The organism is Virgibacillus tibetensis (assembly GCF_036026595.1).
Classification (GTDB): domain Bacteria; phylum Bacillota; class Bacilli; order Bacillales; family Amphibacillaceae; genus Virgibacillus_P; species Virgibacillus_P tibetensis.
This window is the reverse complement of the sequence record NZ_JARZFX010000009.1, coordinates 86219-101248: the sequence shown is the minus strand read 5'-3', so window position 1 is coordinate 101248 and position 15030 is coordinate 86219. Positions and strand designations below refer to the sequence as shown.

The window sequence follows — 15030 nt, the reverse complement described above, 5'->3', positions numbered from 1 at the left end:
AAGATGAACATGAGCGAAACAAAGGATAAGATTTTTAAAGGCGGGGCATTTTTAATAGAAGATTTAACTGGTGACGATGTTATTACACCAGAAGATTTTACTGATGAGCATAAAATGATTGCAAAAACGACAGAAGAATTTGTTATAGGAGAAGTTCTGCCAAAGGTGGATAACTTAGAGAATCATGAATTCGAACATTCCGTTGATCTATTGAAAAAAGCTGGAGAGTTAGGACTGTTAGGTGCTGATGTTCCTGAAGAATATGGCGGTCTTGCATTAGATAAAATCAGTTCATCCTTAATTACAGAAAAATTTGCACGCGCAGGTGGTTTCTCTGTAACACACGGGGCACATGTTGGAATCGGTTCACTTCCAATTGTATTCTTTGGTAATGATAAACAAAAAGAAAAATATTTACCGAAACTTGCAACTGGGGAGCTATTAGCTGCATATGCATTAACAGAGCCCAGTTCAGGTTCCGATGCCTTAGGAGCTAAGGCGACTGCAAAATTAAATGAAGCAGGTACACATTATATTTTAAATGGTGAAAAACAATGGATTACAAACTCAGCATTTGCAGATGTTTTCGTTGTATACGCTAAAATTGATGGCGAGCATTTCTCAGCATTTATTGTTGAACGTGAATTCCCAGGTGTGTCTACAGGTCCCGAGGAAAAGAAAATGGGTATTAAGAGTTCATCCACTCGTACACTGGTATTAGAAGATGCTGAAGTGCCTGTAGAAAACTTATTAGGTGAGAAAGGTCGCGGTCACGTAATTGCATTTAATATCTTGAACGTAGGTCGTTATAAGCTTGCAATTGGTGGTGTTGGTGGAGCTAAACGTGCACTGGAACTGGCAACTAAATATGTGAACCAGCGTAAACAGTTTGATACACCTATATCCAGCTTTACATTAACGCAGGAAAAGCTAGCTACAATGGCAGCACATACGTACGCTAACGAAAGTGCTGTATATCGTACGGTAGGATTATTTGAGCAACGAATGGGTGCATTAACGGATGAACAGCTAAAAGATGGACGTGAAGTAGCACGTGCAATTGCAGAATATCAAATTGAGTGCTCGATGAATAAGTACATGTGTACAGAACTACTGGATTATACAGCTGATGAGGCAGTACAACTCCATGGTGGATATGGTTTCATGCAAGAGTATGAAGTAGAACGTATTTACCGTGATTCACGTATTAACCGTATTTTTGAAGGGACGAACGAAATAAACCGCTTACTGGTGCCAGGAACACTATTGAAAAAAGCAATGAAAGGTGAATTACCTCTACTTCAAAAAGCACAGGGATTACAAGAAGAGTTAATGATGATGATGCCAGAAGAAGTTGGCGATGAAACATTGGCACAAGAGAAATATCTATTGAAAAATGCAAAGAAGATGGTTTTACTTGGTGCGGGATTAGCTGCCCAAAAATATATGCAAAAACTTGAAAAAGAACAAGAGATTCTAGTGAACCTTGCTGATATGACAGCAGAAGTCTATAACATGGAATCTGCAATTCTTCGTACGGAAAAAGCTATGAACAAAACTGGCGAAGATAAAAATAAACAAAAAGTTCTTTACACGCAAGTATATGTACAAGAAGCTTTCAATCGTATTGAAGCAGATGCAAAAGAAACATTAATTGCTGTAGAAGAAGGCGACACATTACGTATGATGCTCTCCTCTTTACGCAAGTTGACTCGACATACACCAACAAACGTGATTGCAAAGAAACGCGAGATTGCAGTTGGAATTATTGAAGAAGAAAAGTATTTGGTATAATAGAAATAAAACCCCTGTTTTTCACAGAAGATGACAGGGGTTTTTTCTGTAATACTTATTATTTGATATCTGGAATCTTATCCATAATTTTTTTCATTGTAAAAGAAACGCAAGGAATGTTTGGGGAGGTAACGGGTCCATTTTCTTGAAAAATGTCGAAAAGTTCATAGCGATTTTCATGTAAAATATACTGTTCAAGAATTCCGCTTTGAGGTTCTACAATCCAATATTCAGGAATCTGATAATGTCCATATGATTTCAGTTTATCGATTTTATCCCTTTTTAAGGTTGAAGGTGAAAGTATTTCTATAACAAGATCTGGTGTACCTTCAACACCTCGTTTACTTAAAATATTGATACGGTCTCGGTGAACAAGTACGATGTCAGGTTGTCGGACTTCTGTAGACGATAGGATAACGTCAACTGGTGCATATAAAATAATATAGTCTGATTCACAACTTCGTGTAATATTCTTGTGTATCTCAAAACTGACCAACTGATGTTTAAGTGACGGAGATGGACTCATTAACTCTAATTGGCCACCAGCTAATTCGTAGTGATTACCATCATCTATTGATGCATAATCATCGTAGGTGAGATTGCTTTCTTTACTGATGCCATGCTTAAAGCAATGATCTTTTTTACTGCTCATATTTACCCCTCCATAGGTAATCATTATTTAGTTTAGTATACCATCATACAGGAATACTCGGCACTAATTATTAGGTGGATTTCACAGTTACACGTACAAGCTTCTTATAATTTGTTATAATTGTAGTGACCTGAAAAATTGGGAATGGAGGTTAAAAAATGGCGCTAACTTTTTATTGGTACCCAAATTGTGGTACATGCAAACAAGCAAAGAAATGGTTAGAAGAAAATGATGTAGATTTTACGAGCATACATATTGTGGAAAATCCACCATCTAAGGAAGAACTTCAAGATTTAATCGCGAAAAGCGGTTTGCCTGCTAAAAAGTTCTTCAATACGAGTGGAAAGAAATACCGTGAATTAAATATAAAAGACAAAATTAAAGATGCAGATACAAACGAAATGGCAGAGATTTTAGCTACTGATGGAATGCTTATAAAGCGTCCAATCGCAACAGATGGGCAAAAAGTGACAGTTGGTTTCAAAGAAGATACATTTCAAGAAAATTGGTTGTAAAACTAAGGTGTAACACTAGAAAAAAAAGTGTATTAATTGTATAGTTATATTGGAATTAGTTAATGGAGGGATAACAATGAGCTTACCAAAAGATCTTTTATATTCAGAGGAACATGAATGGGTTAAAAAAGAAGGCGATAAAGTACGTATCGGTATTACAGATTTTGCACAATCTGAACTAGGCGACATCGTATTCGTTGAACTACCAGAGGTAGGAGATGAAATGGAAGCAGATGAACCATTTGGAAGTGTAGAATCGGTTAAAACTGTTTCTGAATTATATGCTCCGATCAGTGGGAAGATTGTTGAAGTAAACGAAGAGCTGGAGGACAATCCAGAGTTTGTAAACGAATCACCTTATGAAAATGCGTGGATGGTTGTTGTAGAACCTTCAGATGAGTCAGAAATTGATGAGCTATTGTCAGCAGCACAATACGAAGAAGTTATTAACGAAGATTAATTAATAATAAGAGTAATTACTATGAGGGCTGGCGTACAACTTTAGAAAAGGTTGTATAGTCAGCCTTGTTTAGATCATATACTAAAGCATTAATTAAACTTCTTCTTTCCTTAGGGGTGTTATATGATGATGACACATGAACCAGAAAAAGTTATTATTGTAGAGGGTTTAACCGATAAGAGGCAAATCAAAAGGGTTATTACGGATGATGTAACAATAGTGTGTACAAATGGCACTCTTGGAGTAGAACGTTTTGATGAGCTTTTGGAAACATATGATTTAGACGATAAGGAAGTTTTTATCTTTGTAGATGAAGATCAATCAGGGATTAAACTTCGTAAGCAACTTGCCCGAGAGCTTCCACATGCTGATCATATTTATGTTAGCAGTGAGTATCGTGAGGTTGCAACGACCCCTGAACATATTTTGGCTGCAGCCTTGATAAGCAGACGCATTGAAGTTAACCCGATATTTTTACTCAAAGAGATTTAATAATTTAAAGCCTTGCTTTTTGCCTCAATGGTAAGAAGCCGAGTTTTTCTACTAGTTTAGGGTGGTATTATTGCAACAAATTAAAGATGAACAATTAAACCAAGAGAATTATTTATTATATATTTATACTCCTTTTTGCGGTACATGCGGTTTGGCTAGGACAATGCTCGAAAAAATTGAATCCGTTCATAAACAGGGTGTTTTTTATGAAATGAATGCTTCACTATACCCCGAGTTTATGCAGGCCAATCAAGTGGAGAGTGTTCCATGCCTACTGATTAAAAAGGATAATGAAATAAAGGAAAAAGTATATGCGTTTCAATCTATTGCAAATATATATAGCTATTTGATGAAATATAAGCCGGAATTATTCGTAAAGGTTTAGAATAAGGCTCCTTCTAAAAAGATTGTTGTTATTAAGTGAAAAGTGTTGCTGAAAAAAGTGGATGTATTTTTCGAGGAGTTTTGCATTTTTCCGTAGCTAGTATAACTTTCTTTTTAGGGTGAAAAGACACACATGAAACGTTGATTTTATGGACTATAACTAATTGTTAATCAAGAAATCTTTATCAGCGTAGGCAGAATACGCAGACTCCTCGAAAATATAAAGTGATTTTCTTCGTGCGAGGAAATTTCACTGAAGCATTCCTTATCCTATGGGAACAGCACGTGTCTGAAGACCCCGGATACGCGTTCTTTGCTTCTGAGGAGGCTGAGGCCGTGCCCATGGAAAGCGAAGTATTCTGCCGGAGCGAAATGAAGCGCTCAACATCATTAGAAAGAGAAAATGTGTCATGAATTCAAATTTTCATTACTTCGTCTTTTATATCAACTATGACAATTAAAAGCAGCAGTCATTACGAAAAGAGCCTGGATTAAACTATAAATTTTTTCGTTGACAGTTGAAATATAGCATGCTATGATCGTATCTATCGAACATAAATTAAATAATATCTCTTATCTTGAGCGGTGGAGGGACTGGCCCTACGAACCCGCGGCAACCTTCAAACTTCTATAGTTTGAAAGGTGCTAATTCCTGCAAAGCGTATGCTTTGATAGATGAGGGAACGTGAAGACCCAGTTAAATTATTAACGTCTTTCTGTTCTCTTACAGAAAGACGTTTTTTGGTTTTTAATTGGGGCACAATAATGTAGTATATAGTGCAATTAGGTTTTCACTAGGAGGTATAGGATTGATTTCAATTGAGGGTTTGAGTAAACAATTTAGAACTGACAATAAAACAATTACAGCTGTTGATCAACTGACCCTTGACATAAAAGAAGGTGAGATATTCGGAGTAATCGGATATAGTGGTGCAGGAAAAAGTACTTTTATTCGTTTGTTAAATAGACTTGAAGAGCCATCAGGTGGCCGGATAACCATTGATAATCAGGAAATTACTAAGTTAAAGGCAAACCAGCTACGATTGGCAAGACAGGAAATTGGAATGATCTTTCAACATTTTAACTTACTATGGTCCCGAACAGTAAAAGATAATATTATATTTCCATTAGAAATAGCTGGAGTACCTAAGGCTGAACGTGAAAAACGGGTTAAAGAACTGATAGACTTAGTAGGCCTTACTGAACGAGAGAATGCTTATCCATCACAACTTAGTGGCGGTCAAAAGCAACGGGTTGGTATTGCCCGGGCGCTGGCTAACAACCCGAAAGTACTGCTTTGTGATGAGGCGACGTCTGCACTGGATCCTGAAACAACAAATTCCATTTTAGATTTATTGGTCAGTATTAATGAAAAGCTCGGACTAACAATTATACTCATTACACATGAGATGCATGTTATTCGTAAAATTTGTAATCAGGTTGCTGTAATGGAAGAAGGGAAAATTGTGGAACAGGGGGATGTTTTGGATGTATTCTTGCATCCAAAGCAAACTGTAACAAAGAAATTTGTTGAACAAGTAATGGGGTCAAATGAAGAAGATGATAGTGTTACTCATCTAATTAATACGTACAATCAAGGGAAAATTGTTCGACTTCATTTTGTTGGTGAAACTACAAATCAAGCTTTGATTAGTATGGTAGCAAAAAAATTTACTATAGATATTAATATCCTTCAAGGAAAAATAACCCAAACACAACGGGGGGCTTATGGGAATTTATTTGTTCAACTTTTGGGAGAAGCTGATGAAGTTAATGCAGCAACTTACTTTATAAGAGACGAAACCTCAGTAGAATTGGAGGTTATCCGGGATGCTGACTGACTTATTAAAAGAAGTGAATATCGATAAACTTTGGGAAGCGACCTATGAAACATTATATATGACTGTAATTGCTTTAGCAGGTACATTTATTTTCGGAATCTTACTGGGGTTATTACTATTTCTGACAATGAAAGGAGGAATCTGGCAGAATAAATTCATCAATATTATCGTAGCTTCCATTGTTAATGTATTTCGCGCTATTCCTTTCATTATTCTTATTTTATTACTATTCCCTTTTACCAATTTCCTGATTGGTACGATCCGTGGCCCTAATGCTGCCTTACCGGCTTTAATTATCGGTGCAGCTCCATTCTATGGAAGACTTGTCGAAATTGCATTGAGGGAAGTTGATAAAGGAGTTGTTGAAGCAGCTAAATCTATGGGAGCAAAAACACGAACTATTATTTTCCGTGTACTGCTGCCAGAGTCTATGCCAGCTCTTATCTCAGGCCTGACTGTTACAGCAATTGCCTTAATAGGCTATACTGCTATGGCCGGCGCGATCGGCGCAGGAGGTTTAGGGAGCTACGCTTACTATTCTGGCTTTCAGCGGCGTGATTTTGAAATTGTTTTAATTTGTTCAATTATAATAGTTATCATTGTATTTATTTTTCAATTTCTGGGAGATTATATTTCCAGTAAATTGGACAAAAGATAAATTCGAAAACCCAGTATCATCAATAAAAATTTAAAGGAGATTACAACATGAAAAAGATCTTAGTTTTAGTATCGGCAATATTGGTTTTACTATTAGCAGCTTGTGGTGGGGGTAGTTCTTCTTCTACAAACGAGAATGTAATTACCGTGGGCGCATCAAGTGTTCCGCATGCAGAAGTTTTAGAAGAGGCAAAACCGCTTTTAGAAGATGAAGGAATTACACTTGAGATTGAGCCTTACGAAGACTATGTACTTCCTAATGATGACCTTGCAAGTGGTGAACTGGATGCTAATTATTTTCAACATATTCCTTATTTAGAGCAGACAATAGATGATACAGGATATGAGCTTGATTATATAGATGGAATTCATATTGAGCCTATTGGTGTTTATTCACAATCGTTATCCAGTATTGATGATATTGAGGAGGGGACGGAAGTAATTCTAAGTAATTCAGTATCAGACCATGGTAGAGTGCTGGCATTGTTTGAGAAGGAAGGATTAATTAGTCTGGATGAGAATGTAGAGAATTCTGCTGCTACTTTAGATGATATTGTAGAAAATCCAAAGAACTTAACATTCTCACCAGATTATGACCCAGCTCTTCTTCCAGAGATATATGGAACAGAAGATGACGTACTAGTAGTAATTAATACAAACTATGCAATCGGTGCAGATTTAAATCCTCTTGAAGATGCTCTTATAATAGAGGGAGAAGAATCACCATATGTAAACGTAATTGCAGTCCGCTCAGAAGATAAGGAAAATGAAGCATTGAATAAACTTGTCGAGGTACTTCAGTCAGAGCAGATTCAAAACTATATTTTAGAAACATACGAAGGTGCAGTAATTCCAGTTGGAGGAACTAACTAAATTATTTACAAATGAAGAGCATTTTATAGTATATGCGAGCTATTTGTTAAATGTTTATGAGTTGGTGCAGCAATTGTATTGTAATCATTTCATACCCTGCAAAATCCTTAATTAGAAGTTTATACCCGCTTTGTAACGGGAATTGTCTTTGTGATAACCTTGTTATTGTAAACAAATCGAAAGGATGATTCACTATTAATAGTGGTATAAAAATGAATTACACACCAGAGATGGAAAGAGCAATGCAGCAATCGCATAAGATGGGTTTTGCCGAGTATGAGAGAAAGTTGGAAAATCGCATTGCGGTCGAACAAAGACGCCAAAAGGACTATGAAAAGTGTAAACATTTAACCGCTGAATTAAACAGTTATATTCATAATTAATAGATATGGTACTGATGCTTAGGCTTTAAGAGCATCAGTATTTTTTAGTTGGAAATGACTGCCTCTTTCGATAAATAAGAACTATAAAAAAACTTTTATCCACGAGTGAGATCAAACTATATATTTATAGAAGAAACTCGGTTCCGGTTATATATTTGTCAATAGTTTCACTGGCAATTGGTTCTTAGTCTAAAAGAGTTGATAATACATTCGAAATGATTTAAGATTGTAATGAGAATAAATTGAGAATGGATGTAAGATTTCCATTTGAAGAATAAGAATAATAATAGTATCTGGAGGTATCGATATGGCAGGATCAACTTTAGAAATTAAGAATCTTCATGTATCAATTGAGGGCAAGGAGATATTAAAAGGTATAAACCTTACAATAAAAGGTGGCGAATTCCATGCAGTAATGGGGCCAAACGGGACAGGTAAATCTACTTTGGCATCCGCAATCATGGGGCATCCTAAGTATGAGATTACTGAGGGCAGTGTAGCCCTTGACGGTAACGACGTGCTTGATATGGAAGTTGATGAGCGTGCGCGTGCAGGTCTGTTTCTTGGTATGCAATATCCTAGTGAGATTAGTGGTGTGACAACTTCTGACTTCTTGCGTTCATCAATCAATGCCCGTCGTGAAGAAGGCGACGAAATTTCTTTAATGAAATTCATTAAGGAAATGGATAGTGTTTTGGATTACTTGGAAATCGATAAAAATATGGCACAGCGTTACTTAAATGAAGGATTCTCAGGTGGAGAGAAGAAACGTAATGAAATTCTGCAGTTAATGCTTCTTAAACCTGAAATAGCTATTTTAGACGAAATTGATTCAGGATTGGACATTGACGCATTAAAAGTAGTATCTAAAGGAATAAATAAGCTGCGTGATGAGAACTTTGGTTGCTTAATCATTACTCACTATCAGCGATTATTAAATTACATTACACCAGATCATGTTCACGTTATTATGCAAGGGCGTATTGTGAAATCTGGCGGACCAGAACTTGCTCAGAAACTCGAAGCTCAAGGATATGAGTGGATTAAAGAAGAATTAGGTATTGAAGACGTAACTGTGGGGCAAAAAGCTTAGTAGTTAGGAGGGGTAACATGACTGTTGAAACAAAGCTACCATACGATAAAGATTATATAAATAAGTTCTCGAAAGATAGAAATGAACCAGAATGGATGCAGGTCTTACGCCTTCAAGCTTTAGAACAAGCTGAGACACTTGATTTACCTAAACCTGATAAAACAAAAATAGGTAAATGGAACTTCAGCCGTTTTAAACATACAGCACAAGGTGATACGATTTCATCACTAAATGAATTGCCTACTGAAATCCAGGGTTTTCTTGACCAGGAGAACGCACCTGAAAATGTATTGATTCAACGTAACCATACGATTGCCTATGCAGCATTGAGTAGTGAATTAAAAGAAAAAGGTATTATTTTTACTGACATCTTTACTGCACTTAATGAACATGGAGATTTAGTAAAAAAATACTATATGACAGATGCGGTTTCTGTTGATGAACACCGCTTAACAGCGCTTCATACAGCTTTAATGAATGGCGGTATCTTTGTATATGTTCCTAAAAATGTTCAAGTGGAAGTACCGTTGCAAGCAATCTTTTGGCAGGAAGATCCAGAGGTGGCCTTGTTTAACCACGTTCTGGTTGTCGCTGAGGAAAACAGTTCATTAACGTATGTGGAAAACTACATTTCACATAATGAATCCCAGGAAACAGTGGCAAATGTAGTTACAGAAGTAATTGCACACGATAATGCTAAGATTTCTTTCGGTGCAGTAGATAACTTTGCTGCAGGCACAACTTCATATAATAATCGTCGTGGTGTTGCATACCGCGATGCGACCATAGATTGGGCTTTAGGTCAAATGAATGATGGGAATACAGTATCGGAAAATATTACACATTTAGTTGGCGATAATTCGTTGTCTCACGCTAAAACTGTTTCAGTTGGACGCGGAAAACAAACTCAGAACTTCACCGCAAAAATTGTACACTTTGGAAAAAACTCAGAAGGGTACATTTTACAGCATGGAGTTATGAAGGATCAGGCGTCAGCTATCTTTAACGGAATAGGCAAAATAGAGCATGGTGCTTCTAAATCAAATGCTGTGCAGGAGTCCCGCGTATTAATGCTTAGTGAGAAAGCGCGCGGAGATGCTAATCCAATTCTTTTAATAGATGAGGATGACGTAACTGCAGGACATGCTGCTTCAGTTGGCCGTGTTGATCCACTTCAATTATATTATTTAATGAGCCGTGGTATTACACAGCAAGAAGCAGAACGTCTAGTCATTCATGGATTCCTAGCACCAGTAGTAAATCAATTACCGATTGCTTCTGTCAGAGAGCAGCTAACTCAGGTAATTGAAAGGAAAGTTTACTAATGGATGTAAAAGCTATACGGGAACAGTTTCCTATCTTACATCAGGAAGTGAACGGACATCCATTGGTGTATTTAGATTCATCTGCTACTTCACAAAAGCCTCAATCTGTGATTGAAGCTGTTGATACGTACTACCGTTATGATAATTCAAATGTACACCGGGGTGTGCATACTCTTGGTACAAGGGCAACAGAGAAGTATGAGGGTGCCAGGGAAAAAGTACGCCGATTCATTAATGCAGCTAGCACTGCTGAGGTTATTTTCACTCGTGGTACCACTACAGCAATTAATACTGTTGCTAATAGTTATGCACGTGCCAATTTGCAGCCTGGAGATGAAATTGTGATTACTCCCATGGAGCATCATAGTAATATTATTCCATGGCAGCAAGCAGCAAAAGCTACAGGTGCTACTTTAAAATATATTCCTTTACAGAGTGATGGAACGATCTCACTGAGTGATGCGCGGGAAACAATTACAACGAATACAAAAATCGTTGGTATTACACATGTATCAAATGTTTTGGGAACTGTTAATCCTATTAAGGAAATTGCGAAAATCGCCCATGAAAATGGAGCAGTATTGCTGGTAGATGGAGCACAGGGAGCACCGCATTTAAAGATCGATGTGAATGAATTAGATTGTGATTTCTATGCTTTTTCAGGTCATAAGATGTGTGCTCCAACCGGTATTGGGGTATTGTATGGCAAAAGAGCAATATTAGAAGAGATGGAGCCCTTTGAATTCGGGGGAGAAATGATTGATTTCGTACACTTACACGATTCAACCTGGAAAGAACTCCCATGGAAATTTGAAGGTGGGACGCCTATAATAGCCGGTGCCATTGGTTTAGGGGCTGCAATTGACTTCCTGAATGATATTGGAATGGATGCCATAACAGAACATGAAAAGAAATTAGCTGACTATGCAATGAAACAGATGCGTACAATAGATGGTATAACTATATTTGGACCAGAAGAACGTGCAGCACTAGTTACGTTTAATTTGGACGATGTCCATCCGCATGATACAGCAACAGCATTAGATGCTGAAGGTATTGCTGTTAGAGCAGGTCATCACTGTGCACAGCCGTTGATGAGGTGGCTGGAAGTTACAGCAACAGCAAGGGCAAGCTTTTATTTATACAACACAGAAGAAGATGTTGATCGTTTGGTCAATGGACTTTTGAAAACGAAGGAGTATTTTGGTGATGTCTTTTAATAACCTCGATACGCTATACAGACAGGTAATAATGGATCATTATAAAAACCCACGCAACAAGGGCGTAATGGAAGGCGATGTATTAACCGTTGATATGAATAACCCGACGTGTGGTGATCGAATTCAGCTTCAATTACAAGTAGAAGAAGGCGTTGTAAAAGATGCCAAATTCGATGGGGAAGGTTGTTCGATCAGCATGTCTTCTGCATCCATGATGACACAGGCAATCAAAGGGAAGAATATTGACGATGCTTTAAAAATGTCAAAGTTATTTTCCCAAATGATGCTTGGTGAAGATATAGATACAGCTGACTTAGATTTAGAGGATATCGAAGCCTTGCAAGGAGTATCAAAATTCCCCGCACGAATTAAATGTGCGACACTTGCATGGAAAGCGATGGAAAAAGGTGTTAACGAGGAACAGTAGGTTGTATTCAAAAATATAAGCGCCTGTTTAGCGGTGGATGGACTGCGTTTAAGCGCTGTAGCTGGCCGTGCCAAGGAACATTTGGACCAACACCTGAAGGAGGTTTTATTAATGGCAAAACAAATGCCTGAAATGGAAGAATATAAATATGGCTTTCATGATAAAGATGTTTCGGTTTTTAGATCCGGAAAAGGGTTAACACGAGAAATCGTTGAAGAAATTTCCAGTATGAAAGAAGAGCCTCAGTGGATGCTTGATTATCGCTTGAAAGCGTTGGAGTATTTCTATAAAACGCCTATGCCACAATGGGGTGGAGACCTTTCAGAATTAAATTTCGATGAGATTGTTTATTATGTTAAACCATCTGAAAGACAAGGCACAACTTGGGATGAAGTACCTGAGGAAATTAAACATACTTTTGATAGATTAGGTATCCCGGAAGCAGAACAAAAATATTTAGCTGGTGTATCTGCACAGTACGAGTCTGAAGTTGTGTATCACAGCTTGGAAAAAGATCTCGCAGACTTAGGTATCATATTTAAAGATACAGATACAGCACTTAGAGAAAATGAAGATCTTTTTAAAGAGTATTTCGGAAAAGTGATTCCATATACGGATAATAAGTTCTCTGCATTAAATTCAGCTGTATGGTCTGGGGGATCATTCATTTATGTTCCTAAAGGTGTTCAAACGACAGCACCATTACAAGCATATTTCCGTATTAACTCAGAGAATATGGGGCAATTTGAAAGAACGTTAATCATTGTTGATGAAGGCGCATCTGTTCACTATGTAGAAGGTTGTACAGCACCAGTTTATACTACAAATTCCCTACACAGTGCAGTTGTTGAAATCTTTGTTAAAAAAGACGCATATTGCCGTTACACAACCATTCAAAACTGGGCAAATAATGTTTATAACCTGGTTACGAAACGTGCAACATGTGACGCCAATGCAACAATGGAATGGATTGACGGTAATATTGGTTCTAAATTGACAATGAAATACCCTGCAGTACTTCTTAAAGGTGAAGGGGCACGTGGTATGACCTTATCAATTGCTATTGCAGGTAAAGGCCAGCATCAAGACGCTGGAGCTAAAATGCATCACTTAGCACCAAATACGTCATCCTCCATTGTTTCGAAGTCAATCTCCAAGCATGGTGGTAAAGTATCCTATCGCGGTATCGTTCATTTTGGACGTAAAGCTTCTGGCGCCCGTTCAAACATTGAGTGTGACACGTTGATTATGGATAACGAATCAACATCTGATACAATTCCTTATAATGAAATTTACAATGACAATATTTCATTAGAACATGAAGCGAAAGTTTCAAAAGTTTCTGAAGAACAATTATTTTACTTGATGAGTAGAGGATTGAGTGAAGAAGAAGCTACTGAAATGATTGTAATGGGCTTTATTGAGCCATTTACAAAAGAGCTTCCAATGGAATATGCTGTAGAAATGAACCGGCTGATCAAGTTTGAGATGGAAGGTTCAATAGGTTAAATACAATTTGAAAAAGCCCGCTTCGGCGGGCTTTTTATTATGTAACTTGGCACATAGCTTGTTGTTGCTATTGATATAAACCGCGAAGTAACTTGTTACTGGAATAGCTAACCGCTCCGGAAACATGCTTCCTCGGCGCAAGGGAACAAAGAAGATTACTCAGGTAGTACCCTCGCTCCTGTGGGGTCTTATCGTCTTCGCTGGTCATTGTGCAATGTTATGAAAAATTACCTATTGCTCTATAAATATTTTTGATTTTCGCTGAAGCATTCCTTATCCTATGGGAACAGCACGTGTCTGAAGACCCCGGATACGCGCTCTTTGCTTCTGAGGAGGCTGAGACCGTGCCCATGGAAAGCGAAGTATTCTGCCGAAGCGAATCCAAGCACTCAACCATCTTAAGAAAGAGAAAAAGAGTCACGAATGGGAACTTTCCACTACGTCGCACTTTATAGAAACAACGAGTTAAGATTCAATAGTTGGCCATAGCCCCCCACACTTTGGCCTTTAAAGTTCAAGAATGGGAATTGGCTTTAATCAATGATAATATAAGTATAGATCAGAAAAAGATGGTGGGGTAAAATTGGTTTTTATAATTTGTATATTAATTGGGCTGTTTACAGCTTTTATTGGAGCTCTAATGGGTTTAGGTGGTGGGATAATTCTAGTACCTATCCTATTATTTTTATATCAGTTTTCAGAAGCATTTGCCTGGGCAACCCCACAAACAATTGTAGGAATATCTTTAGTTGTAATGATTTTTACTGCATTGTCATCTACAATTGCATATTATAAAACGGGTCGAGTGGATTATAAAACTGGCTTATTGTTTTTATCAGGAAGCATCCCTGGCAGCATGTTTGGCTCATGGTTAAACCAATTTATAAATGCGGATGACTTTTTACTTTACTTTGGGATGGTGACGATAGTAATCTCCATGCTATTCTTTATAAAACGTAAGCCACCTTCTATAGAAATAATGGGTGGGATAAACAAAAGAATGCGGTCTTTTCACGTTGATGGTAAAACCTATCATTACACCGTTTCTATTTGGCTGGCATTCTTACTATCTTTATTTGTTGGCACTTTGTCAGGTCTTTTTGGTATCGGTGGTGGTTCTATTATGGTTCCAGCGATGATATTATTATTCGGTTTCCCGGCACATATTGCTACAGCAACTTCAATGTTCATGATACTATTTGTTAGTATAATTGGTGCCAGTACACATATTGCATTAGGGCATATCGCCTGGGAGTATGTTTTCTTTTTTATACCAGGAGCATGGTTTGGTGGGAAATTGGGTGCCATGGTTAATCAACGGCTGACAGGGAAAACATTGGAATGGATTTTACGCATTATGCTTGTTTTTATTGGAATGCGAATGATTATACAAGGGTTATCTTAA

16 protein-coding genes and 1 riboswitch are annotated in these 15030 nt (G+C 37.5%); of the genes, 15 read left to right on the top strand and 1 reads right to left on the bottom strand.

Annotation, left to right across the window (positions count from 1 at the left end; genetic code table 11):
- Positions 1-9 precede the first annotated feature (9 nt).
- Positions 10-1794: an acyl-CoA dehydrogenase family protein gene (locus QGM71_RS15820; protein WP_327608534.1), complete on the top strand. Its 1785-nt coding sequence runs from the start codon at positions 10-12 to the stop codon at positions 1792-1794.
- A 58-nt stretch (positions 1795-1852) separates the two neighbouring features.
- Here QGM71_RS15820 and QGM71_RS15815 read toward each other — a convergent pair whose 3' ends face one another.
- A complete protein-coding gene (locus tag QGM71_RS15815) occupies positions 1853-2446 on the bottom strand; it encodes a Uma2 family endonuclease (protein WP_327608533.1) in 594 nt (197 codons plus the stop codon).
- Between the two features lie 158 nt (positions 2447-2604).
- On the opposite strand from QGM71_RS15815, the gene QGM71_RS15810 reads away from it, so the two are divergent.
- The 14 genes from QGM71_RS15810 (at position 2605) to QGM71_RS15745 (ending at position 15030) form a co-directional block, all read left to right on the top strand.
- Positions 2605-2961, top strand: a complete 357-nt coding sequence (locus QGM71_RS15810; RefSeq protein ID WP_327608532.1) for an arsenate reductase family protein — start codon at positions 2605-2607, stop codon at positions 2959-2961.
- 76 nt (positions 2962-3037) lie between these two features.
- A complete protein-coding gene (gene gcvH, locus QGM71_RS15805; RefSeq protein ID WP_327608531.1) occupies positions 3038-3421 on the top strand; it encodes a glycine cleavage system protein GcvH in 384 nt (127 codons plus the stop codon).
- Between the two features lie 129 nt (positions 3422-3550).
- Complete coding sequence (locus QGM71_RS15800; RefSeq protein ID WP_407703041.1) at positions 3551-3913, top strand: toprim domain-containing protein; 363 nt, start codon at positions 3551-3553, stop codon at positions 3911-3913.
- Between the two features lie 70 nt (positions 3914-3983).
- Positions 3984-4298 carry a thioredoxin family protein gene (locus tag QGM71_RS15795; RefSeq protein ID WP_327608529.1) on the top strand — a complete coding sequence of 105 codons (315 nt, stop codon included), beginning with the start codon at positions 3984-3986 and terminating at the stop codon, positions 4296-4298.
- Positions 4299-4867: 569 nt separating this feature from the next.
- Positions 4868-4979: riboswitch (SAM riboswitch) on the top strand.
- 127 nt (positions 4980-5106) lie between these two features.
- On the top strand, positions 5107-6138 hold the full coding sequence (locus QGM71_RS15790) for a methionine ABC transporter ATP-binding protein (RefSeq protein ID WP_327608528.1): 1032 nt from the start codon (positions 5107-5109) through the stop codon (positions 6136-6138).
- Positions 6128-6796: a methionine ABC transporter permease gene (locus tag QGM71_RS15785; RefSeq protein ID WP_327608527.1), complete on the top strand. Its 669-nt coding sequence runs from the start codon at positions 6128-6130 to the stop codon at positions 6794-6796. The genes QGM71_RS15790 and QGM71_RS15785 overlap by 11 nt, the downstream gene beginning before the upstream one ends.
- Positions 6797-6843: 47 nt before the next feature.
- The gene (locus QGM71_RS15780; RefSeq protein ID WP_327608526.1) at positions 6844-7668 is read left to right on the top strand and encodes a MetQ/NlpA family ABC transporter substrate-binding protein; all 825 of its coding nucleotides are present in this window, start codon (positions 6844-6846) and stop codon (positions 7666-7668) included.
- Between the two features lie 212 nt (positions 7669-7880).
- Positions 7881-8051 carry a hypothetical protein gene (locus QGM71_RS15775; protein ID WP_327608525.1) on the top strand — a complete coding sequence of 57 codons (171 nt, stop codon included), beginning with the start codon at positions 7881-7883 and terminating at the stop codon, positions 8049-8051.
- A 307-nt stretch (positions 8052-8358) separates the two neighbouring features.
- Positions 8359-9144 (top strand): Fe-S cluster assembly ATPase SufC, encoded by a 786-nt coding sequence (gene sufC, locus QGM71_RS15770; RefSeq protein WP_327608524.1) that lies wholly within the window; start codon positions 8359-8361, stop codon positions 9142-9144.
- A gap of 17 nt (positions 9145-9161) precedes the next feature.
- Positions 9162-10469, top strand: coding sequence for a Fe-S cluster assembly protein SufD (gene sufD / locus QGM71_RS15765; RefSeq protein WP_327608523.1), 1308 nt, complete (start codon positions 9162-9164; stop codon positions 10467-10469).
- The gene (locus QGM71_RS15760; protein WP_327608522.1) at positions 10469-11689 is read left to right on the top strand and encodes a cysteine desulfurase; all 1221 of its coding nucleotides are present in this window, start codon (positions 10469-10471) and stop codon (positions 11687-11689) included. Before sufD ends, QGM71_RS15760 begins: the two co-directional genes overlap by 1 nt.
- The gene (gene sufU, locus QGM71_RS15755) at positions 11679-12116 is read left to right on the top strand and encodes a Fe-S cluster assembly sulfur transfer protein SufU (RefSeq protein WP_327608521.1); all 438 of its coding nucleotides are present in this window, start codon (positions 11679-11681) and stop codon (positions 12114-12116) included. Before QGM71_RS15760 ends, sufU begins: the two co-directional genes overlap by 11 nt.
- Positions 12117-12227: 111 nt before the next feature.
- A complete protein-coding gene (gene sufB / locus QGM71_RS15750; protein WP_327608520.1) occupies positions 12228-13625 on the top strand; it encodes a Fe-S cluster assembly protein SufB in 1398 nt (465 codons plus the stop codon).
- 583 nt (positions 13626-14208) lie between these two features.
- A complete protein-coding gene (locus tag QGM71_RS15745; RefSeq protein WP_327608519.1) occupies positions 14209-15030 on the top strand; it encodes a sulfite exporter TauE/SafE family protein in 822 nt (273 codons plus the stop codon).

What these genes read in the sequence shown, in the direction of transcription:
- QGM71_RS15820 (WP_327608534.1), top strand. Translation starts at nt 10, where the DNA reads ATGAGCGAAACAAAGGATAAGATTTTTAAAGGCGGGGCATTTTTAATA.
- QGM71_RS15815 (WP_327608533.1), bottom strand. Translation starts at nt 2,446, where the DNA reads ATGAGCAGTAAAAAAGATCATTGCTTTAAGCATGGCATCAGTAAAGAA.
- QGM71_RS15810 (WP_327608532.1), top strand. Translation starts at nt 2,605, where the DNA reads ATGGCGCTAACTTTTTATTGGTACCCAAATTGTGGTACATGCAAACAA.
- gcvH (WP_327608531.1), top strand. Translation starts at nt 3,038, where the DNA reads ATGAGCTTACCAAAAGATCTTTTATATTCAGAGGAACATGAATGGGTT.
- QGM71_RS15800 (WP_407703041.1), top strand. Translation starts at nt 3,551, where the DNA reads ATGACACATGAACCAGAAAAAGTTATTATTGTAGAGGGTTTAACCGAT.
- QGM71_RS15785 (WP_327608527.1), top strand. Translation starts at nt 6,128, where the DNA reads ATGCTGACTGACTTATTAAAAGAAGTGAATATCGATAAACTTTGGGAA.
- QGM71_RS15780 (WP_327608526.1), top strand. Translation starts at nt 6,844, where the DNA reads ATGAAAAAGATCTTAGTTTTAGTATCGGCAATATTGGTTTTACTATTA.
- QGM71_RS15775 (WP_327608525.1), top strand. Translation starts at nt 7,881, where the DNA reads ATGAATTACACACCAGAGATGGAAAGAGCAATGCAGCAATCGCATAAG.
- sufC (WP_327608524.1), top strand. Translation starts at nt 8,359, where the DNA reads ATGGCAGGATCAACTTTAGAAATTAAGAATCTTCATGTATCAATTGAG.
- sufD (WP_327608523.1), top strand. Translation starts at nt 9,162, where the DNA reads ATGACTGTTGAAACAAAGCTACCATACGATAAAGATTATATAAATAAG.
- QGM71_RS15760 (WP_327608522.1), top strand. Translation starts at nt 10,469, where the DNA reads ATGGATGTAAAAGCTATACGGGAACAGTTTCCTATCTTACATCAGGAA.
- sufU (WP_327608521.1), top strand. Translation starts at nt 11,679, where the DNA reads ATGTCTTTTAATAACCTCGATACGCTATACAGACAGGTAATAATGGAT.
- sufB (WP_327608520.1), top strand. Translation starts at nt 12,228, where the DNA reads ATGGCAAAACAAATGCCTGAAATGGAAGAATATAAATATGGCTTTCAT.